Genomic DNA, 19,786 nt, shown 5'->3' with positions numbered 1-19,786 from the left:
CACATTCTTGTCATGTACGTAATCGATTGCGTTCACGTTTGCGTACATCGGAACGCGGATTCTAGCGGCATAAGGGAACTAAGCCAACTCTTGTTACACCATTTTTGCGAAGCGGCAGGGATGAAATGAAGAATTTACGGCGCGAAAAAAGCAAGAAAAGCGAGCGGCGCGAATGTAACAAACTCCGCGCCGCAGGTGGTGAGGCTCTCAGGGCGTGACGACGGCGTCACCAGCGATAAGCGGCTGAATATCATGCACGCGGATAAAGCCCAGCTGCTCTGGCGTGATGCCAGTCAGCGTCAGCGGAATGGAGACATCGCTCGGTGCCAGCGTGCTGGCAGGCGCGCTGAACGGCTGGTTCTGCACGTTCACTTCCTGATAATTTTCGGTGGTGCCCTGTAACTGGCCCCATTCGACGGTGCCGGTAAAGGCGGGCAGCGCCTCACTGGATTCGCTCTGGATAAACAGCGTCGCCTGTGTGCCGTTTGCGCCCGCCGTGACGTTACGCAGCGACATTTTCAGCATACCGAGCTGGCTGCTTAAGCGAGCGGGCGTGTTGGAGCCCGGCAGCAGGTAAACGCCGCTTTTCGATTTCACATTCAGCGCGTTTTGTTGCGTGATTTTGACGGTCTCCTGCTTGAGCTTCGTCATCTCCTGATTGAGCGTGCTGACATTCTGGTGCATCTGGCGTACTTCGCTTTGCGGGGCGCAGGCGCTTAAGGCCAGCGCGCTGGCGACGATAGACCATTTCAGATAACGTGTTGTCATTATTCGCTTTTCCTGAAAGAGTGGCGGTCTTTTTATGGTAGAGCGTAACGGCGCGTCCGGCATAGCGCCTTTGTCTCAAAAAGGTTGCGTCTTTGTAGTCCCGCCAGTTCAGGGTAAACTGTTGTTCAGTTAACTTTTTCAGTCAGGAAGCGCTATGCATTGCCCGTTCTGTTTCGCCGTTGACACTAAAGTGATCGATTCCCGCCTGGTGGGAGAAGGCTCCTCGGTGCGCCGCCGCCGCCAGTGCCTGGTGTGTAATGAACGTTTCACGACCTTTGAAGTCGCGGAACTGGTTATGCCGCGCGTGGTGAAAAGCAACGACGTGCGCGAGCCTTTTAATGAAGACAAACTGCGCAGCGGCATGCAGAAAGCGCTGGAAAAACGCCCGGTCAGCTCCGATGACGTGGAGATGGCCATCAACCATATCAAATCCCATCTGCGCGCGACCGGCGAGCGGGAAGTGCCGAGCAAACTTATCGGCAATCTGGTGATGGAGCAGCTTAAAAAGCTCGATAAAGTCGCCTACATCCGTTTTGCATCCGTGTACCGCAGCTTTGAAGATATCCGCGAATTCGGCGAAGAGATCGCCCGCTTACAGGATTAACTGATGTCTGACGAATTTTACATGGCGCGCGCGCTTAAGCTCGCGGGCCAGGGACGTTTTACCACGCATCCGAATCCGCGCGTGGGCTGCGTGATTGTTAAAGAGGGCGTAATCGTCGGCGAAGGCTTTCATCTGCGCGCTGGCGAGCCGCACGCCGAAGTGCATGCGCTGCGTATGGCGGGCGACAAGGCGCGCGGTGCTACCGCGTATGTCACGCTTGAACCCTGTAGTCACCACGGACGCACGCCGCCGTGCTGCGATGCGCTGATTAACGCGGGCGTCGCGCGTGTTGTCGCGGCGATGCAGGATCCGAACCCACAGGTGGCAGGCCGCGGTTTGTATCGTCTTCAGCAGGCGGGAATTGAGGTCAGCCACGGTCTGATGATGAGCGAGGCCGAAGCGCTCAATAAAGGCTTTCTCAAGCGCATGCGCACCGGTTTTCCGTTTATTCAGCTCAAGCTCGGCGCGTCGCTTGACGGCCGCACGGCGATGGCGAGCGGCGAAAGTCAGTGGATAACCTCGCCGCAGGCCCGGCGCGACGTGCAGCGTCTGCGCGCCGAAAGCCATGCTATCCTCACTACCAGCGCCACGGTGCTGGCCGACGATCCGTCAATGACCGTGCGCTGGGACGAACTCGGCGAAGAAACGCAGGCGGTTTACCCGCGTGAAAACCTGCGCCAGCCGCTGCGGATCGTGCTCGACCGCCAGAATCAGGTCACGCCCGCGCACAAGATTGTCAATCAGCCCGGCGAGACCTGGCTTGCCCGCGCCTGCCCGGACGACACCGTCTGGCCAGAGGGCGTCGAACAACTGCCGACGCCCGTGCATAACGGCAAGCTCGATCTGGTATTGCTGATGATGCAGCTTGGCAAACGCCAGGTGAACAGTCTGTGGGTTGAAGCGGGCCCGCAGCTCGCCGGTGCGCTCCTGCAGGCGGGGCTGGTGGATGAGCTGATTGTTTATATGGCGCCGAAACTGCTCGGCAGCGAGGCCCGCGGGCTATTCACGCTGCCAGGACTTGAGCGGCTCGCCGACGCGCCGCGCCTGGAATTTCGCGATGCCGTTCAGGTCGGCCCCGATTTGCGCCTGCGCCTGACGCTCGCCTGACTGGCGGGATGTAAAACGTAAGCAGTGCGCGAAAGAGTATGATAAAATCCGCCCCCCTGCGGGGGCTACATAACCCTAAGGTAAGAGTATGAACATTATTGAAGCTACCGTTGCTGCCCCGGACGCTCGCGTCGCCATCGCCATTGCGCGTTTCAACAACTTCATCAACGACAGTCTGCTGGAAGGCGCTATCGACGCCCTGAAACGCATTGGTCAGGTAAAAGATGAAAATATCACCGTCGTGTGGGTGCCGGGCGCTTACGAGCTGCCGCTGGCGGCTCAGGCGCTGGCGAAAACCGCAAAATATGACGCGGTGATTGCGCTCGGTACGGTGATTCGCGGCGGCACCGCGCATTTCGAATATGTTGCCGGCGGTGCCAGCAACGGTCTGGCCCACGTGGCGCAGCACAGCGAAATCCCGGTAGCTTTTGGCGTACTCACCACTGAAAGTATTGAACAAGCCATCGAACGCGCTGGCACTAAAGCCGGGAACAAGGGCGCCGAAGCGGCGCTGACCGCGCTTGAAATGATTAATGTCCTGAAGGCTATCCAGGCCTGATTTTTTTTGTAAGGGGAATTCCGTGAAACCTGCTGCTCGTCGCCGCGCCCGTGAGTGTGCCGTCCAGGCGCTTTACTCCTGGCAGTTGTCCCACAATGACATCGCCGATGTTGAATACCAGTTCCTGGCGGAACAGGATGTCAAAGATGTGGACGTGATGTATTTCCGCGAACTGCTCTCCGGGGTGGCGACCAACAGCGGCTATCTCGACGGCCTGATGAAGCCGTACCTGTCCCGTCAGCTCGAAGAGCTGGGCCAGGTGGAGAAAGCGGTGCTGCGCATCGCGCTGTTCGAACTCTCAAAACGTGATGATGTGCCGTACAAAGTGGCCATCAACGAAGCGATTGAGCTGGCGAAAGTCTTCGGTGCTGAAGACAGCCATAAGTTCGTCAACGGCGTGCTCGATAAAGCCGCGCCGCACATCCGCCCTAACAAAAAGTAATTTCCGCCTGCCATCGGCAGGCGAGACCTGACGCTCGTTTTCTTTTACCGTTCTGTGCTTAAGGCAGACGAAAAGCTGGCGATTGTCTACTATGGTCATCAATACGAAGAAACTACGGTTCTTCTTCTGCTTTCTGAGGCCGGGATCCCGGCCTTTTCTTCTTCTTATCTGTTGAGGCGTAACCTTATGTCATGCGGTGAGTTTTCCCTGATTGCACGTTACTTCGATCGGGTCAGAAGCTCTCGTCTTGATGTCGAGACCGGCATTGGCGACGACTGCGCGCTATTGACCGTGCCGGAGAAGCAAACCCTGGCTATCAGCACCGACACGCTGGTGTCGGGCATTCACTTTTTACCGGATATCGATCCGCGCGATCTCGGCTACAAGGCGCTGGCGGTGAATGTCAGCGATCTGGCGGCGATGGGCGCCGATCCTGCGTGGCTGACGCTGGCGCTGACCCTGCCGGAGGTGAACGAGACCTGGCTTGAAGCGTTCAGCGACAGCCTCTTTGAACAGCTTAACTATTACGATATGCAGCTTATCGGCGGCGATACCACCCGCGGCCCGCTCTCCATGACGCTCGGCATTCACGGCTTTGTTCCCGCCGGACGGGCGCTGAAGCGCTCCGGCGCACGGCCTGGCGACTGGGTGTTTATCACCGGCACGCCGGGCGACAGCGCGGCCGGGCTCGCGATTTTGCAAAAGCGGCTTCACGTCGAAGATGCCAGCGACGCCGGCTATCTGGTGAAGCGCCATCTGCGCCCGACGCCGCGCGTGCTGCACGGTCAGGCACTGCGCGGGCTCGCCAGCGCCGCTATCGATCTCTCGGACGGGCTGATTTCCGATCTCGGGCATATCCTGAAGGCGAGCGACTGCGGCGCGCGCATTGAGCTTAACGATCTGCCTTACTCCGAAGCGCTCTCCCGCCATGTTGATCCGGAGCAGGCGCTGCGCTGGGCGTTGTCTGGCGGTGAGGATTATGAACTCTGCTTTACGGTATCGGAGCTTAATCGCGGCGCGCTGGAGGTGGCGGTGAGCCATCTTGGCGTGCCCGTAACCTGCATCGGCCAGCTGACCACGGCGTCGGAAGGCATGGTATTTTTACGCGATGGCGCGCCGGTAACGCTCGACTGGAAAGGATATGACCACTTCGAAACGCACATTTAATAAGGATGTTGCTAAAAGCCGCCTGAATTTACGCAATCCGTGGCATCTGCTCGCCACCGGCTTTGGCAGCGGTTTAAGCCCGTGGGTACCGGGCACGATGGGGTCGCTTGCGGCGATCCCGTTCTGGTACCTGATGACTTTTTTACCCTGGCAGCTCTACTCGCTGGTGGTGATGTTTGGCATTAGTCTTGGCGTCTATCTCTGTCATCAGACCGCCAAAGATATGGGCGTACATGACCACGGCAGTATTGTCTGGGATGAGTTTATCGGCATGTGGATTACGCTGATGGCGCTGCCGACGAATGACTGGCAGTGGGTCGCTGCCGGGTTTGTGATTTTCCGTATTTTCGATATGTGGAAACCCTGGCCTATCCGCTGGTTTGACCGTAACGTTCACGGCGGTATGGGGATCATGGTGGATGATATCGTCGCGGGGATTATCTCGGCCGGGCTTCTCTACTGGATTGGGCATCACTGGCCCATCGGCCTGATTTAACGAAAACAGCCCTCTGCGACGAGGGCTGTTTTTTTACTGGCTTATTTAAAACCCACCACCGGGTGCGCTTTGTAAGGCGTCTCCAGCTCGGCCATCTCTTCAGGGGTGAGCGTTACGTCAACCGCCTCAATCAGCTCCTGCAACTGCTCTTCGCGCGAGGCGCCGATAATCGGTGCGACGACGCCGGGTTTGCTTAAAAGCCAGGCCAGCGCCACCTGAGCGCGGCTCACGCCTTTATCTTCGGCGATGAACGCCAGCCGTTCGGCGATTTTCGCGTCGTTCTCTTCGGTTTCGCTGTAGAGCGTTTTGCCGAACTCATCGGAAACCAGACGCGCCGTGGTTTCGCCCCACGGGCGGGTCAGACGCCCGCGCGCCAGCGGGCTCCACGGAATCACGGCCACGCCCTCGCGATAGCAGAGCGGCAGCATCTCCTGTTCTTCTTCACGGTAAATCAGGTTGTAGTGGTTTTGCATGGTAACGAACGGCGCCCAGCCGTTCTCTTTTTGCAGCCGCAGCGCCTGTTCAAACTGGTGCGGATGCATTGACGACGCGCCGATGTAACGCGCTTTACCCGCTTTCACCACTTCGTTCAGCGCTTCCAGCGTCTCTTCTATCGGCGTGTCGTAGTCCCAGCGGTGGATTTGCAGCAGGTCAACATAGTCCATACCGAGGCGGCGCAGGCTGTCGTCAATCGAGCGCAGGATCAGCGGGCGGGAGAGCCCCTGCGGCAGGTCGCCGACCTGGTGATAAACTTTGGTGGCGACGACGACCTCTTCACGGCGCGCGAAATAGCGCAGCGCGCGGCCAACAATCTCTTCGCTGCTGCCGTCGGAGTAGCTGTTGGCGGTGTCGAAGAAGTTAATGCCGCCGTCAATGGCGTGTTTGATGATAAGGCGGCTGCTTTCTTCGGGGAGAGTCCAGGCGTGATTACCGCGGTCCGGCTCGCCAAAAGTCATACAGCCCAGGCACAGACGGGAAACCTGAAGGTCGGTTTTTCCTAATTGCTTGTATTGCATGGTTCCGCTCCTGCTTTAGGGTCACAAAGGTCACCGTTAAGCATAGCAGGAGCGGAAACAGAGCAGGGATCAGGCGAGCCAGTCCCGCACGCGTTGTTCGATGCCCGACGCGGTCAGGCCAATTTCGGCGCGCGCTTCGTCCTGCGTACCCTGTGGAATGAAGTGATCCGGCAGGCCAATATTCAGCACCGGCACTGGTTTGCGCTTCGCCATCAGCACTTCGTTTACGCCGCTACCGGCACCACCCATCACGGCGTTTTCTTCGATGGTGACCAGCGCCTCGTGACGCCCGGCGAGCTCCATAATCAGCGCTTCATCAAGCGGCTTCACAAAACGCATATCCACAAGCGTGGCGTTAAGCGCTTCGGCGGCCTGCGTGGCCTCCGGCAGCAGCGTACCAAAGTTGAGCAGCGCTACTTTTTCACCGTGGCGTTTCACCACGCCTTTGCCGATGGGCAGCTTCTGGAGCGGCTCCAGCGTGACGCCGAGCGCGTTGCCGCGCGGATAGCGAACGGCGCTCGGGCCGTCGTTATAGTGATAGCCGGTAAACAGCATCTGGCGGCACTCGTTTTCATCGCTCGGGGTCATGATAACCATGTCCGGGATGCAGCGCAGATAGGAGAGATCGAACGCGCCCTGGTGCGTCTGACCGTCAGCGCCAACGATGCCTGCGCGATCGATAGCGAACAGCACCGGCAGCTTCTGGATAGCGACGTCGTGGATAACCTGGTCATAGGCGCGTTGCAGAAACGTGGAGTAAATCGCGACGACCGGCTTATAGCCGCCAATCGCCAGCCCCGCCGCGAAGGTCACCGCGTGCTGCTCGGCGATCGCCACGTCGAAGTATTGCGCCGGATACTGGCGGGAGAACTCCACCATGCCGGAGCCTTCGCGCATGGCGGGCGTGATAGCCATCAGCTTATCGTCTTTGGCCGCGGTTTCGCACAGCCAGTCGCCGAAAATCTTCGAATAGCTTGGCTGGCCGCCGCTGCTTTTCGGCAGCGTGCCGCTTTCCGGATCGAATTTCGGCACCGCGTGGAAGGTGATCGGATCTTTTTCCGCCGGCTCATAACCACGGCCTTTCCTGGTCATGATGTGCAGGAACTGCGGGCCTTTAAGATCGCGCATGTTTTTGAGCGTATGCACCAGCCCCAGCACGTCGTGGCCATCCACCGGGCCGATATAGTTAAAGCCCAGCTCTTCAAACAGCGTGCCCGGCACCACCATGCCTTTGATGTGCTCTTCGGTACGTTTAAGCAGCTCTTTGATGGGCGGAACGTTAGAGAATACGCGCTTGCCGCCTTCGCGAAGCCGTGAATAGAGCTTGCCGGAAAGCAGTTGCGCCAGATGGTTATTAAGCGCGCCGACGTTCTCGGAAATCGACATCTCGTTGTCGTTCAGAATAACCAGCATATCGGGGCGAATATCGCCCGCGTGGTTCATCGCCTCAAACGCCATGCCCGCGGTGATCGCGCCATCGCCAATCACGCAGACGGTGCGGCGGTTTTTCTCTTCGCGCGCCGCAGCGACGGCGATGCCGATACCGGCGCTGATAGAGGTGGACGAATGGCCGACGCTCAATACGTCATATTCGCTCTCACCGCGCCACGGGAAGGGGTGCAGGCCGCCTTTCTGGCGGATAGTGCCGATGCGGTCGCGGCGGCCAGTCAGGATTTTATGCGGATACGCCTGATGACCCACGTCCCAGATAAGCTGGTCGAACGGCGTGTTGTAGACGTAATGCAACGCCACGGTGAGTTCCACCGTGCCAAGCCCGGAGGCGAAGTGTCCGCTGGAGCGGCTCACGCTGTCGAGCAGGTAACGACGCAGCTCGTCGCACAGCTTCGGCAAACTCTCTTTTGGCAACAGGCGCAGCTCCGCAGTGGAGTCCACCAGCGCCAGGGTCGGGTATTTGGCAGTATCAAAACTCATCAGAGACTCATCGTGGTGTTATACGTTTATTTATCACGTTGGATTATGAAATTCGCTAACGCTTCCAGTGTCGCGGTATCCAGCGCTTGTGCTTTCAGCGGCGCCAGCGCCGCCAGGGCGTCATCGCACAGACTGCGCGCTTTCGCCTGGGCTTGCTCAAGACCCAGCAGGGCGGGGTAGGTGCTTTTGCCAAGTTGCTGATCGGCTCCCTGGCGTTTTCCAAGGGTTGCAGTATCACCCACCACATCCAGAATGTCATCCTGTACCTGGAAGGCGAGGCCGATGCTTTCAGCATAGCTGTCGAGGTAAACCAGCGCGTCGCGGCCTTTATCGCCCGCGCACAAGGCACCCATTCGCACGGCGGCGCGGATAAGCGCGCCCGTTTTGTGGCGATGGATACGCTCCAGCGCGTCGAGATCCACCTGCTGGCCTTCGGCTTCGAGATCGAGCGCCTGGCCGCCGCACATGCCCGCCACACCGCTGGCTTTCGCGAGTTCAGACACCATTGCGAGCCGGTCGCGCAGCGCCACGTTTTCCATCGGCGTGTCGCTTAATATCGAAAACGCCAGCGTTTGCAGGGCGTCGCCCGCGAGAATAGCGCTCGCTTCGCCAAAGCGGATATGGCAGGTCGGCTGTCCGCGACGCAGATCGTCATCGTCCATGGCAGGCAGATCGTCATGCATCAGCGAATAGGCGTGAATACACTCAATGGCTGCCGCCGGGGCGTCCAGCGCTGTCGGGTTAACCCCAAACATTTCGCCGGTGGCGTACACCAGAAACGGCCGCAGGCGTTTACCGCCTAATAATGTGCCGTAGAGCATCGCCTCAACCAGTGGACTCTTCTGAAACGGCAGTTCGCCGATAAAATGCTGTAACGCGCGATTGGCCCGCTCGGCCTGCGCCTGAAGCTGTTGACTGAAATCCATCGTTACTCGGCGTCCGGCGTGAAGGGGGTAAGAGGCGCGTCTTCATTCTGGGACAGCAGGATCTGAACGCGCTGCTCAGCCTGCTGCAGTTTTACCTGGCCCTGGCGCGCGAGCTGCACGCCGCGCTCAAATTCATTCAGCGCTTCTTCCAGCGGCAGGTCGCCGCTTTCCAGACGGGTGACTATCTGCTCAAGCTCCGTCAGGGCCGTTTCGAAACTGGCCGGCTGTTCATTTTTCTTCGGCATAGTAAATGTCTGACTCTATGGGTTAACGGTCATGTTAGCGACACTGCATGGTAGCGGAGACGCAAAGATTAGCAAATAACGCCTTGTGGGTTGGTAATAGGCGCAGTGACATCGCGATGATGATATACTGCCGGGCTCACGATGCAGGCGCGGTTCTGCCTGCTGTACCATTTTCTAAGCCCCGGTGGGCTTGCCAACGAATCATAGCCACCATGAAGTTTATCATTAAATTATTCCCGGAAATCACCATTAAAAGCCAGTCTGTGCGGTTGCGCTTTATAAAAATCCTGACCGGGAATATTCGTAACGTCCTGAAACACTACGATGAAAACCTTGCCGTGGTTCGCCACTGGGACCATATCGTAGTGCGTATTAAAGATGAAACCCAGCACGATACTGTGCTTGACGCCCTGACCCGTATTCCCGGCATTCATCATGTGCTTGAGGTGGACGACGTCCCGTTCACGGACATGCATGACATTTTTGAGAAGGCGCTCGCCAACTGGCGTGAGCAGCTCGAAGGGAAAACGTTCTGCGTGCGCGTTAAGCGACGCGGTCAACATGAGTTTAGCTCGATTGAAGTGGAGCGCTACGTCGGCGGCGGTTTAAATCAGCATATTGAATCTGCCCGCGTCAAACTCAAGCAGCCTGACGTCACCGTGAATCTGGAGATAGAAGACGATCGCCTGTTGCTTATCAAAGGCCGCTATGAAGGCATCGGTGGTTTCCCGATCGGCACCCAGGAAGATGTGCTGTCGCTGATTTCCGGCGGTTTCGATTCCGGCGTCTCCAGCTATATGCTGATGCGTCGCGGCTGCCGCGTGCACTACTGCTTCTTTAACCTGGGCGGCGCGGCGCATGAAATCGGCGTGCGCCAGGTGGCGCACTATCTGTGGAGCCGTTTTGGCAGCTCGCACCGCGTGCGTTTTGTGGCGATTAACTTTGAGCCGGTTGTCGGCGAAATCCTTGAGAAAGTGGACGACGGCCAGATGGGCGTGGTGCTCAAGCGTATGATGGTGCGTGCGGCCTCGAAAGTGGCGGAGCGCTACGGCGTGCAGGCGCTGGTCACCGGCGAAGCGCTGGGCCAGGTCTCCAGCCAGACGCTGACCAACCTGCGTCTTATCGATAATGTTTCCGATACGCTGGTGCTGCGCCCGCTTATCTCTTACGACAAAGAGCACATCATCGATATTGCCCGTAAAATCGGCACCGAAGATTTTGCCCGCACCATGCCGGAATATTGCGGCGTGATTTCAAAAAGCCCGACCGTGAAAGCTGTGAAAGGGAAAATCGAAGCCGAAGAGGCGAATTTCGATTTCTCTATCCTCGACCGCGTCGTGGCGGAAGCCACCAACGTGGATATCCGTGAAATCGCCGAGCAGACCGAACAGCAGGTGGTGGAAGTAGAAACCGTTAACGGTTTCGGCCCGAACGACGCGATTCTGGATATCCGCTCCGTCGATGAGCAGGATGAGAAACCGCTGGTGGTCGAAGGCGTTGAGGTGGTTTCGCTGCCGTTCTACAAGCTCAGCACGAAATTTGGCGATCTCGACCAGAGCAAAACGTACCTGCTGTGGTGCGAGCGCGGCGTGATGAGCCGCCTGCAGGCGCTTTATCTGCTGGAGCAGGGCTTTAAGAACGTGAAAGTCTACCGTCCGTAACGTCATCGCGTTGCGCAGAGACAAAAATCCCCTCAACCGAGGGGATTTTTTTATGTCCGTGGCTTAACAGGATAACGCTTAGTAGTCGCGATAGCTGTAAATACCCGCGGCCAGCACCAGTTGCCCTGCCACCTCGTGCGCTTTTTCGCGCCCGACCAGCAGATCGATAATCTTGAGTGCGAAATCAATCGCGGTGCCCGGCCCCTGGCTGGTGAGCAGGTTGACGCGCGGATCCCAGACGACGCGCTTATCCTGCCACTGATCGTCAGGGATCGTCTCTTTCAGCGCCGGAAAGCCGGTCATATTGCCAATCGGGAAGAGTTCGTGCGGCACCAGTACCGTACCCGCCGCCGCGCAGATGGCCGCGACAATGCGTCCGGAGAGATGAAACTGGCGCACCGTTTCGACCAGCAGCGGGCTGTCGCGAAACGCTTCGGCACCTTTCAGGCCGCCCGGCAGGACAATCACATCGAAATCGCCGTCGGCGACTTCCACCAGCGGCGCATCCGCCAGCAGCCGGACGCCGCGCGAGCAGGTGATAGTCAGATTGCCATCGCTGGCGACGCTCGCGGTGGTGACGTTAATCCCGCCGCGCACCAGCAAATCGATGGTGGTGACCGCTTCGGTCTCTTCAGTGCCAGGGGCGAGGCATACCAGTGCCGATGCGCTCATACTCATTCTCCTTGCGTTTAATCTGTTCATACAGACGGCTGTTAACCGGCAGCGTCAGGCCATGCGCTCTGGCGCGGCGCAGCAGATAGCCGGTGATGTAATCTATCTCGGTGTGACGCTGCTGGCGGATATCCTGCAGCATCGAGGAAATATTAGCGGCGGTGCTCTCAATCACCTGATTGATGTAATAGAGCAGACTCTCCGGCGACGTGTGATGCCCCTCACGCTGCATGACCAGGGCGACTTCGGCGCAGATTTCGCGCACTTCATCCTGGCGCGCGCGCAGGTCGCCGTTCGGGCAGTTATAAAGCGCCGTCAGCGGGTTAATCACGCAGTTGGCGGCCAGTTTTATCCAGCGCGAGACGTTGACGTTATCATGCCAGGCGACATCCGGCAGCGCCTGCTGGAGCAGCGCCGCCAGCCGGGAATAATCCTGCGCGCCGGGCGTGACCGGGCCAATGTGAGTGGTACCGCAGGCGACATGTATCACCTGGTTACCTTCGCGCCGCGCCGCGTGGGTCGTCACGCCCGCCAGCAGCGGCTGTGTTACGGCGCGCAGCTCATCAAGCGTGCCCATGCCGTTATGCAGCAGCAGAATCGGGCTGGCGGCCGGTAGCCGTGTCGCCAGCGTGCTTACCGCGTCAGAAACCTGCCAGGCTTTCAGCGTCACCAGCAGCAGTTCGCTTTTCGCCAGAAACTCGCTGTCGTTAGTCGTAAAGGTGTGCTGAAACGCGCTGTTGTCGGTTTCCAGCAGATTCACGCTGTATGACGATTGCGGCACCCGCAGCCATCCCTGCACCTCGTGACCTTGTTTATGCAGCGCGCTCATCCAGAGCTGGCCTAACGCGCCGCAGCCAAGCACGGTAATTTTCATGATTCCTCCTCGCCCGCAACAGCGCCGGGCGTTGTGTCATACGTCTATTATAACGTGAGCGCTTAGGCTTTCGCCTGCCGCCGGTTTCCGGGTTGTGTTATGCGCCTTTGCGGGTATTATGCAACGCACATACTGTGAGGGAGATAGAAAACATGCCATCTTTTGACATTGTCTCTGAGGTCGATATGCGCGAAGTGCAGAACGCGGTAGAGAACGCGACGCGCGAGCTCGAAACCCGTTTCGACTTTCGCAACGTGACCGCAAGCTTCGAGCTGAACGAAAAAAATCAGACCATTAAAGTGACGAGCGAATCTGATTTCCAGGTTAACCAGCTGCTGGATATCCTGCGCGCGAAGCTGTTGAAACGCGGCATTGAAGGCAGCTCCATCGAGGTGCCGGAAGAGTTCGATCACAGCGGGAAAACCTGGAGCGTGGAAGCGAAGCTCAAGCAGGGCATCGATTCCGCGATGGCGAAGAAAATCGTGAAGCTGATTAAAGACAGCAAGCTTAAAGTCCAGGCGCAGATCCAGGGCGAGCAGGTGCGCGTCACCGGTAAAGCCCGCGACGATCTTCAGCAGGCCATTGCGCTGGTGCGCGGCGGTAATCTCGGCCAGCCGTTCCAGTTCAACAACTTCCGCGACTAAGCGGCAGTCGAACCGACGGCACAAAAAAGGGCGGATTTTCCGCCCTTTTTCTTTGCTGATGGCTTAAGCGCCGAGCATTCGCTGCTCTATCTCAACGCGGTTCGTCACTTTGGTGTCGATTTTCAGATACGCGCTACGCTCATCGGCCACCACAATCGCTTCGCTGACGCCCGCGCTTTCGCGTAAACGCTGCGCCAGTGTTTCATCGGCGGCCACGTCAGGCGGAATTTCCACGCGTATGCTGCTTACATACGGCGGCTCTTTCATGGTCGTACTCACCAGCAGCCAGACGGTCGCCAGCAGCGCGCCCACGAGAAACACGGTTTGCGAGTCAAACAGGCCATCGACCCAGCCGCCGAGCGATCCGCCAATGGCCACGCCCAGGAACTGGCTGGTGGAGTAGACGCCCATCGCGGTGCCTTTATAGCCCGCCGGCGACTCTTTACTGATAAGCGACGGCAGCAGTGCTTCCATCAGGTTAAACGCCACAAAGAACAACTGAACGCCGACGATAAGCTCCCAGAAGTGCGGGCCTGCGCCCCAGAGTACGATTTCCGCAATCAGCAGCAGCGCCACGCAGAAGAGAAACACGCGCTTCATTTTGCGCTTCGCTTCCGCATAGATGATAAACGGCACCACGGAAACAAACGAAATCAGCATCGTGCAGAGATAGACTTTCCAGTGCGCCGCCGCCGGAAAGCCTGCTGCTTCAAGCTGGCCGGGCAGGGCGACGAAGGTCGACATCAGCAAAATATGCAGGCACATGATGCCGAAGTTAAGCTTCAGCAGCGTCGGCTCCGCCAGCACTTTGCGAAAGCAGCCCTTAACCATGCCGGAGTCGCGGTTCAGCACGTGATTGCCGCTGTCGGGCACCACCCAGAGCGTGATGATGATGCCTGCGGTGGCGAGCACCGCGATCATCCAGAACAGCGCATGCAGGCCGAGCGCGTGCGTGATAATCGGCCCGAGCACCATCGCGATGGCGAACGTCACGCCAAAGCTGACGCCGATAAACGCCATCGCTTTGGTGCGGTTCTGTTCGCGGGTGAGATCGGACAGCAGCGCCATGACGGCGGCGGCGATCGCGCCGGAGCCCTGCAGCGCGCGCCCGAGAATAATGCCCCAGATGGAGTCGGTCAGCGCTGCCACCAGGCTGCCGATAACGAAAATCGCCAGGCCCCCGACAATCAGCGGCTTGCGGCCGATGCGGTCAGAGAGTAGGCCAAACGGCACCTGGAAAATCGCCTGCGCGAGGCCGTAAATACCGATAGCCAGGCCAATCAGCGCTTCGCTTGCGCCCTGTAGCGCCATTCCGTAAGTAGTAATGACCGGCAGTACCATAAACATACCGAGCATGCGCAAAGAAAAGACCATCCCTAAACCCCATGTCGCGCGCAATTCGACTGGCGTCATTTTGTTATCGTTCATTACCACCTCAGATAAAAAGCAGGTCTTAGTGTAGTGCGAGGGCAGGGGAGGGTAAATGCCGGGTTATTTAGAAAATATTTCAAGGGTTAACTATTAATGCTGCCAATAAAACGAGCGCCAGATTGCAGCAATAAAAAAGGGTGCCGCAGCACCCTTTTTCGTATCGATGACTTACCAGACGTAAGTCAGCAGATTATGTGAATCCGGCACCATGAAATCGACGGACATCATCACGCTCAGCGAGGTGATGGCGACAATCGAGAACACAAACAGCTTACGCGCCCAGACTTTGTCGTTTTCAGCCTTGTAGCCACGCAGGGCCATGCCAAGCCACCAGACGCTGACCGCTGCCGCCACCACCAGGTATTTATACCCGGCATAACCGCCCAGCGAGAGCATCAGGGTCGCCACGGCGAAGGCAATGATATAAAGGGTGATGTGGTTTTTCGCCACAGAGATCCCTTTTACCACCGGCAGCACCGGAATATTGGCGGCCTGATAATCCTTGAAGCGGAAGATAGCAATCGCATAGGAGTGCGGCATCTGCCACAGGCTGAAAATCGCAAGCAGGATCAACGCGCCGGTATCGAACTCGTTGGTCACCGCGCAGTAACCGATAACCGGCGGCGCGGCGCCCGACAGCGAGCCGATCAGCGTGCCATAGACCGAGTGGCGTTTCATGTACAGGCTATAAACCCCTACGTACACCACAAAGCCCATGACCGCCAGCCACATCGCCAGCGGGTTCGCGCCGAACCAGAGCAGCATAAAGCCAGCAATACCCAGCAAGGTGGCGTACACCAGCGACATTTTCGGCGAAATCAGTCCCTTCACCAGCACACGGTTTTTCGTGCGCTCCATTTTGCGGTCAATATCACGGTCGATGTAGTTGTTGAACACACAACCGGACGCCACGACCAGCGACACCCCCACGAGGGTGAAAAGGAACAGGGGATAGTCGATGCTGCCTTTGGAAGCCAGCAGGAATCCCCCGATAACCGATATCAGGTTGCCGAAGATGATGCCTGGTTTCGTTACTTGCAGGTATTGCTTAATCATACTCGCCGCTCTTAGTGAACCATCATGTTGTAATTCAGGTTCCACATAATCCAGATAGAGCCTACCACTACTATCGCGATAATCAGCAACGTAAAGACAAAGGCTACCAGGTTCCAGCGCTCCTCAGAGGAGGCGTTCATGTGCAGGAAGCACACCAGGTGAACCAGAATCTGTACGACTGCGGTTGCCACGACCACACCCAGCAGGGTGCCGTGAGACGCGGAGCCGTTCATGACCATCCAGAACGGGATTACTGTCAAAATGACCGACAGGATAAACCCAATCAGGTACGTCTTGACGCCACCGTGGTGGGCGCCGTTGTGATCGGTTGAATGACTCATTACATCGCCCCCATCAGATAGACTACAGAGAACACACAGATCCACACGACATCCAGGAAGTGCCAGAACATGCTCAGGCACATCAGACGCGCGCGGTTATTGTGGGTCAGACCGCGGCGGGAGACGTGAATCATCATCACCACCATCCAGATAAGGCCAGAGGTCACGTGGATACCGTGGGTGCCGACCAGGGTAAAGAACGCGGACAGGAAGCCGCTCTTATCCGGGCCGAAGCCTTCGGCGATCAGATGATGGAATTCATAGATTTCCATCGCCACGAACCCTGCGCCAAACAGGAAGGTCAGGGCGAGCCAGGACATCACCTGGCTCTGTTTGTTGTTGTTCATGGCGATCATCGCCATGCCATACGTGATGGAGGAGAACAACAGCAGGAAAGTTTCAACCAGCACAAACGGCAGTTCGAAAATGTCTTTCCCGGTCGGGCCCCCCGCCGTGCCGTTCACGAGAACGGCATAGGTGGCAAACAGACATGCAAAGAGAATGCAGTCGCTCATCAGGTAGATCCAGAAGCCAAAGACCTTATTGGCTCCTGCATCGTGGTGCCCATGCTCATGGCTGCCATGGGCAAGTTCGTGATTAATGCTCTCAGTTGACATTTTTCAGCCCTGCTTTGGTGATTTCTTCGAAGTGCTGGTTTTCCAGTTTCTCAACGGTGGCTACCGGTACGTAGTAATCCACGTCTTCATCGAAGCTCTTCGCAATCCAGGTAATAACGATACCCGCGAAGCCCACGATAGCCAGCCACCAGATGTGCCAGATCATCGCGAAGCCAAAGATGGTGCTGAACGCGCCAATGAAAATGCCTGCTGCGCTGTTCTTCGGCATATGAATTTCTTCATAGTGCGCCGGCTGCTTGTAAGCTTCACCTTTGTCTTTCATTTCCCAGAACGCGTCGCGCTCGTGGATTTCAGGCACTACTGCGAAGTTATAGAACGGCGGCGGAGAAGAGGTTGCCCACTCCAGCGTACGGCCGCCCCACGGGTCGCCAGTCAGGTCACGGTTCAGGTGACGGTCACGGATACTTACGTAGATCTGCAGGATGATGCACAGGATACCGCACGCGATCAGCAGCGCACCGATTTCTGCGACAATCATCAGCGGCTGGAACATCGGGTCGATGTTCTGGCTCACACGACGCGTCATACCCATGAAGCCCATGGCGTACAGCGGCATAAAGGTTACGAAGAAGCCGATGATCCAGAACCAGAACGCACGGATGCCCCAGGTTTCGTTCATCTTGTAGCCAAAGGCTTTCGGCCACCAGTAGCTCATACCTGCGAAGCAACCAAATACCACGCCGCCGATGATGACGTTATGGAAATGCGCAATCAGGAACAGGCTGTTGTGCAGTACGAAGTCTGCGCCCGGTACCGCCAGCAGAACGCCGGTCATACCACCGATGGAGAAGGTGATGATGAAGCCGATGGTCCACAGCATAGAGGAGTGGAACTGAATGCGGCCCTGATACATGGTAAACAGCCAGTTGAAGATCTTCACCCCGGTCGGGATGGCGATAATCATCGTGGTGATACCAAAGAAGGCGTTAACGTTCGCGCCACTACCCATGGTGAAGAAGTGGTGCAGCCACACGATGAACGACAGCACGGTAATCGCGATGGTCGCCCAAACGAGGGAGGTGTAACCAAACAGACGTTTCTTCGAGAAGGTGGAGGTGATTTCAGAGAACACACCAAACACCGGCAGAACCAGGATGTACACTTCCGGATGGCCCCAGGCCCAGATCAGGTTCACGTACATCATCATGTTGCCACCCATATCGTTGGTAAAGAAATGGGTGCCCAGATAGCGGTCCAGGGTCAGCAACGCGATAGTGACGGTCAGGATCGGGAAGGAGACGATAATCAGGACGTTAGTACACAGCGACGCCCAGGTGAATACCGGCATTTTGAACATGGTCATGCCCGGCGCACGCATCTTCAGAATGGTCACGAAGAAGTTGATACCGGTCAGTGTCGTACCAATACCGGAGAGCTGGAGACTCCAGATCCAGTAGTCCACCCCAACGCCCGGACTGTACTCAATACCTGAGAGCGGCGGATAAGCCACCCAACCGGTCTGAGCAAATTCGCCCACGCCCAGAGAGACGTTCACAAGGATTACCCCGACAACGGTGAACCAGAAGCTCAGGTTGTTCAGGAAGGGGAATGCCACGTCGCGCGCGCCGATCTGCAGCGGAACCACCAGGTTCATCAGACCGATAACGAACGGCATCGCCACGAAGAAGATCATGATAACGCCGTGGGCGGTAAAGATCTGATCGTAGTGATGCGGCGGCAGGAACCCGGCTTCGCCGGAGGCCGCCAGCAATTGCTGGGTACGCATCATGATGGCGTCCGCGAAGCCGCGAACCAGCATCACGATAGCCACGAGGATATACATTACCCCCAGACGTTTGTGGTCCACAGACGTGAGCCACTCGTTCCACAGATAAGACCACTTACCGAAGTAAGTGATAGCTGCAACTAGCGCCAGACCCCCGACGATAATGGCAGCCACCGTAACCATGATAATTGGCTCATGGTACGGGATTGCATCCAGTGTAAGTTTTCCGAACATCGTATTATTCCTCGGCCCCTTAGTGAGAGGTTTCCGCGTGATTCATGTCCATGCCTTCCATGCCTTCGTGGGCGTTATGCTCCCCTTCAGACTGAGTCATATCCATGCTCTTCCCAGGTCCCATGAATTTGTTAATGACATCTTTAAACAAATCCGGTTTTACGCTGGAGAAGTATTCGACTTTGTTGTATTCGCTCGGGGCCGCCAGCTTGTCGTAGGTCGCCATATCGTTAATGGTTTTGCCAGACTGCTTCGCTTTGGCCACCCACTGGTTGAAGGTCTCGTTATCCGGCGTGGCGATTGCCTTGAACTTCATGCCGGAGAAACCTGCACCACTGTAGTTAGCAGAAATACCGTCGTAGGTGCCGGCTTCGTTCGCAATCAGGTGCAGTTTGGTCTGCATACCTGCCATTGCGTAGATCTGGCTACCCAGGCGCGGAATAAAGAAGGAGTTCATCACCGAGTTGGAGGTGATTTTGAATTCCACAGGCGTGTTCGCCGGGAACGCGATTTCATTGACCGTTGCGATACCCTGCTCCGGATAAATGAAGAACCACTTCCAGTCCATTGCGATAACTTCGATGGTCACCGGCTTCGCATCGTGATCCAGCGGACGGCTGGGTTCGAGCGAGTGCGTGGTTTTCCATGTCAGTACTGCAAGGAAAATGATGATAAGGATCGGGATGGTCCAGACAACAGCTTCAACTTTGTTGGAGTGTGACCAGTTGGGGCTGTATTTTGCGTCCTTATTGGTTGCCCGATATTTCCAGGCGAAGCCAATAGCCATCAAGATGGCTGGAATCACGACAATCAACATCAGCCCGAGGGCGGTCAGTATCAATGAACGTTGCTCCAGTCCAATCTGTCCTTTGGGGTTGAGAAGCGCAGCATCGCAGCCACTGAGTAAAACAGTGCCTGCGAATAATGACAGCAGTCCCAAACTTTTATTGTATTTCCTGAGTCTCATTTAACGACCTCAATTCAGGGGGATCTGGTGGCGGTTAAAGTGTGCCGGGCATTTTACGGGAAGGTTACATTACTGTAAACACGAATGGCGCAGTGTCTGTGGGGTGTAACCGGGTTCTGTCGCTACCGTCACAGCTAATGCAACAAAATGTAAAATGTAAGCCATGACAGCCACATGGCAAGGGTTATAACAAAATCCTATGTAAAGTAAGGTCAAGACGGGAATTGAGTATATCGGGGAGAAAATAACATACAATAAATTAACAAGGCGGTTTCAAATG

21 protein-coding genes are annotated in these 19,786 nt (G+C 57.0%); 8 read left to right on the top strand and 13 right to left on the bottom strand.

The window, feature by feature from the left end; translation table 11 throughout:
* Nucleotides 1–207: 207 nt before the first annotated feature.
* Nucleotides 208–768, bottom strand: a complete 561-nt coding sequence (locus tag CSK29544_RS20470) for a SadB/YajI family lipoprotein (RefSeq protein ID WP_007865183.1) — start codon at nucleotides 766–768, stop codon at nucleotides 208–210.
* A gap of 154 nt (nucleotides 769–922) precedes the next feature.
* On the opposite strand from CSK29544_RS20470, the gene nrdR reads away from it, so the two are divergent.
* The 6 genes from nrdR (at nucleotide 923) to pgpA (ending at nucleotide 5,143) form a co-directional block, all read left to right on the top strand.
* The gene (gene nrdR / locus CSK29544_RS20465; protein ID WP_004387756.1) at nucleotides 923–1,372 is read left to right on the top strand and encodes a transcriptional regulator NrdR; all 450 of its coding nucleotides are present in this window, start codon (nucleotides 923–925) and stop codon (nucleotides 1,370–1,372) included.
* Nucleotides 1,373–1,375: 3 nt separating this feature from the next.
* Nucleotides 1,376–2,479, top strand: coding sequence for a bifunctional diaminohydroxyphosphoribosylaminopyrimidine deaminase/5-amino-6-(5-phosphoribosylamino)uracil reductase RibD (gene ribD, locus CSK29544_RS20460; protein ID WP_007902202.1), 1,104 nt, complete (start codon nucleotides 1,376–1,378; stop codon nucleotides 2,477–2,479).
* 88 nt (nucleotides 2,480–2,567) lie between these two features.
* The gene (gene ribH / locus CSK29544_RS20455; protein ID WP_004387754.1) at nucleotides 2,568–3,038 is read left to right on the top strand and encodes a 6,7-dimethyl-8-ribityllumazine synthase; all 471 of its coding nucleotides are present in this window, start codon (nucleotides 2,568–2,570) and stop codon (nucleotides 3,036–3,038) included.
* A 22-nt stretch (nucleotides 3,039–3,060) separates the two neighbouring features.
* Entirely contained in the window at nucleotides 3,061–3,480 is a 420-nt protein-coding gene (gene nusB, locus CSK29544_RS20450) for a transcription antitermination factor NusB (protein WP_004387753.1), read from the top strand.
* A gap of 186 nt (nucleotides 3,481–3,666) precedes the next feature.
* The gene (gene thiL / locus CSK29544_RS20445) at nucleotides 3,667–4,647 is read left to right on the top strand and encodes a thiamine-phosphate kinase (protein ID WP_029039072.1); all 981 of its coding nucleotides are present in this window, start codon (nucleotides 3,667–3,669) and stop codon (nucleotides 4,645–4,647) included.
* Nucleotides 4,622–5,143 (top strand): phosphatidylglycerophosphatase A, encoded by a 522-nt coding sequence (gene pgpA / locus CSK29544_RS20440; protein WP_004387751.1) that lies wholly within the window; start codon nucleotides 4,622–4,624, stop codon nucleotides 5,141–5,143. Before thiL ends, pgpA begins: the two co-directional genes overlap by 26 nt.
* Before the next feature lie 41 nt (nucleotides 5,144–5,184).
* Here the strand turns inward: pgpA and CSK29544_RS20435 are convergent, their stop codons facing one another.
* The 4 genes from CSK29544_RS20435 to xseB form a co-directional block, all read right to left on the bottom strand.
* On the bottom strand, nucleotides 5,185–6,159 hold the full coding sequence (locus CSK29544_RS20435) for an aldo/keto reductase (protein WP_007902198.1): 975 nt from the start codon (nucleotides 6,157–6,159) through the stop codon (nucleotides 5,185–5,187).
* A 69-nt stretch (nucleotides 6,160–6,228) separates the two neighbouring features.
* On the bottom strand, nucleotides 6,229–8,091 hold the full coding sequence (gene dxs, locus CSK29544_RS20430) for a 1-deoxy-D-xylulose-5-phosphate synthase (protein WP_007902194.1): 1,863 nt from the start codon (nucleotides 8,089–8,091) through the stop codon (nucleotides 6,229–6,231).
* Between the two features lie 26 nt (nucleotides 8,092–8,117).
* Entirely contained in the window at nucleotides 8,118–9,017 is a 900-nt protein-coding gene (gene ispA / locus CSK29544_RS20425; protein WP_007781336.1) for a (2E,6E)-farnesyl diphosphate synthase, read from the bottom strand.
* Between the two features lie 2 nt (nucleotides 9,018–9,019).
* Nucleotides 9,020–9,262 (bottom strand): exodeoxyribonuclease VII small subunit, encoded by a 243-nt coding sequence (xseB, locus tag CSK29544_RS20420; protein ID WP_004387747.1) that lies wholly within the window; start codon nucleotides 9,260–9,262, stop codon nucleotides 9,020–9,022.
* Between the two features lie 212 nt (nucleotides 9,263–9,474).
* Here xseB and thiI point away from each other — a divergent pair, with 212 nt between their 5' ends.
* Nucleotides 9,475–10,923, top strand: a complete 1,449-nt coding sequence (gene thiI / locus CSK29544_RS20415; protein WP_007902192.1) for a tRNA uracil 4-sulfurtransferase ThiI — start codon at nucleotides 9,475–9,477, stop codon at nucleotides 10,921–10,923.
* A 78-nt stretch (nucleotides 10,924–11,001) separates the two neighbouring features.
* Here thiI and yajL read toward each other — a convergent pair whose 3' ends face one another.
* Nucleotides 11,002–11,595 (bottom strand): protein deglycase YajL, encoded by a 594-nt coding sequence (gene yajL / locus CSK29544_RS20410; protein ID WP_004387745.1) that lies wholly within the window; start codon nucleotides 11,593–11,595, stop codon nucleotides 11,002–11,004.
* Nucleotides 11,555–12,469 carry a 2-dehydropantoate 2-reductase gene (gene panE, locus CSK29544_RS20405; RefSeq protein ID WP_007902190.1) on the bottom strand — a complete coding sequence of 305 codons (915 nt, stop codon included), beginning with the start codon at nucleotides 12,467–12,469 and terminating at the stop codon, nucleotides 11,555–11,557. Before panE ends, yajL begins: the two co-directional genes overlap by 41 nt.
* A gap of 152 nt (nucleotides 12,470–12,621) precedes the next feature.
* On the opposite strand from panE, the gene CSK29544_RS20400 reads away from it, so the two are divergent.
* On the top strand, nucleotides 12,622–13,113 hold the full coding sequence (locus CSK29544_RS20400) for a YajQ family cyclic di-GMP-binding protein (RefSeq protein ID WP_007902174.1): 492 nt from the start codon (nucleotides 12,622–12,624) through the stop codon (nucleotides 13,111–13,113).
* A 63-nt stretch (nucleotides 13,114–13,176) separates the two neighbouring features.
* Here CSK29544_RS20400 and CSK29544_RS20395 read toward each other — a convergent pair whose 3' ends face one another.
* The 6 genes from CSK29544_RS20395 to cyoA all read right to left on the bottom strand — a co-directional run bounded on the left by CSK29544_RS20395 (nucleotide 13,177) and on the right by cyoA (nucleotide 19,506).
* Nucleotides 13,177–14,541, bottom strand: a complete 1,365-nt coding sequence (locus CSK29544_RS20395) for an MFS transporter (protein WP_007902172.1) — start codon at nucleotides 14,539–14,541, stop codon at nucleotides 13,177–13,179.
* Between the two features lie 171 nt (nucleotides 14,542–14,712).
* Entirely contained in the window at nucleotides 14,713–15,600 is an 888-nt protein-coding gene (gene cyoE, locus CSK29544_RS20390) for a heme o synthase (protein ID WP_007705361.1), read from the bottom strand.
* 11 nt (nucleotides 15,601–15,611) lie between these two features.
* On the bottom strand, nucleotides 15,612–15,941 hold the full coding sequence (locus CSK29544_RS20385) for a cytochrome o ubiquinol oxidase subunit IV (protein ID WP_004387740.1): 330 nt from the start codon (nucleotides 15,939–15,941) through the stop codon (nucleotides 15,612–15,614).
* Nucleotides 15,941–16,558 (bottom strand): cytochrome o ubiquinol oxidase subunit III, encoded by a 618-nt coding sequence (locus tag CSK29544_RS20380; RefSeq protein WP_004387739.1) that lies wholly within the window; start codon nucleotides 16,556–16,558, stop codon nucleotides 15,941–15,943. Before CSK29544_RS20380 ends, CSK29544_RS20385 begins: the two co-directional genes overlap by 1 nt.
* Nucleotides 16,548–18,539 (bottom strand): cytochrome o ubiquinol oxidase subunit I, encoded by a 1,992-nt coding sequence (gene cyoB, locus CSK29544_RS20375; protein ID WP_004387738.1) that lies wholly within the window; start codon nucleotides 18,537–18,539, stop codon nucleotides 16,548–16,550. The genes CSK29544_RS20380 and cyoB overlap by 11 nt, the downstream gene beginning before the upstream one ends.
* 19 nt (nucleotides 18,540–18,558) lie before the next feature.
* The gene (gene cyoA / locus CSK29544_RS20370) at nucleotides 18,559–19,506 is read right to left on the bottom strand and encodes a cytochrome o ubiquinol oxidase subunit II (protein ID WP_004387737.1); all 948 of its coding nucleotides are present in this window, start codon (nucleotides 19,504–19,506) and stop codon (nucleotides 18,559–18,561) included.
* Nucleotides 19,507–19,786: the final 280 nt, after the last annotated feature.

This window comes from Cronobacter sakazakii, from assembly GCF_000982825.1.
Taxonomy (GTDB): Bacteria; Pseudomonadota; Gammaproteobacteria; order Enterobacterales; family Enterobacteriaceae; genus Cronobacter; species Cronobacter sakazakii.
The sequence above is the reverse complement of the archived record's forward strand: the minus strand, read 5'-3'. Positions and strand labels throughout refer to the sequence as shown.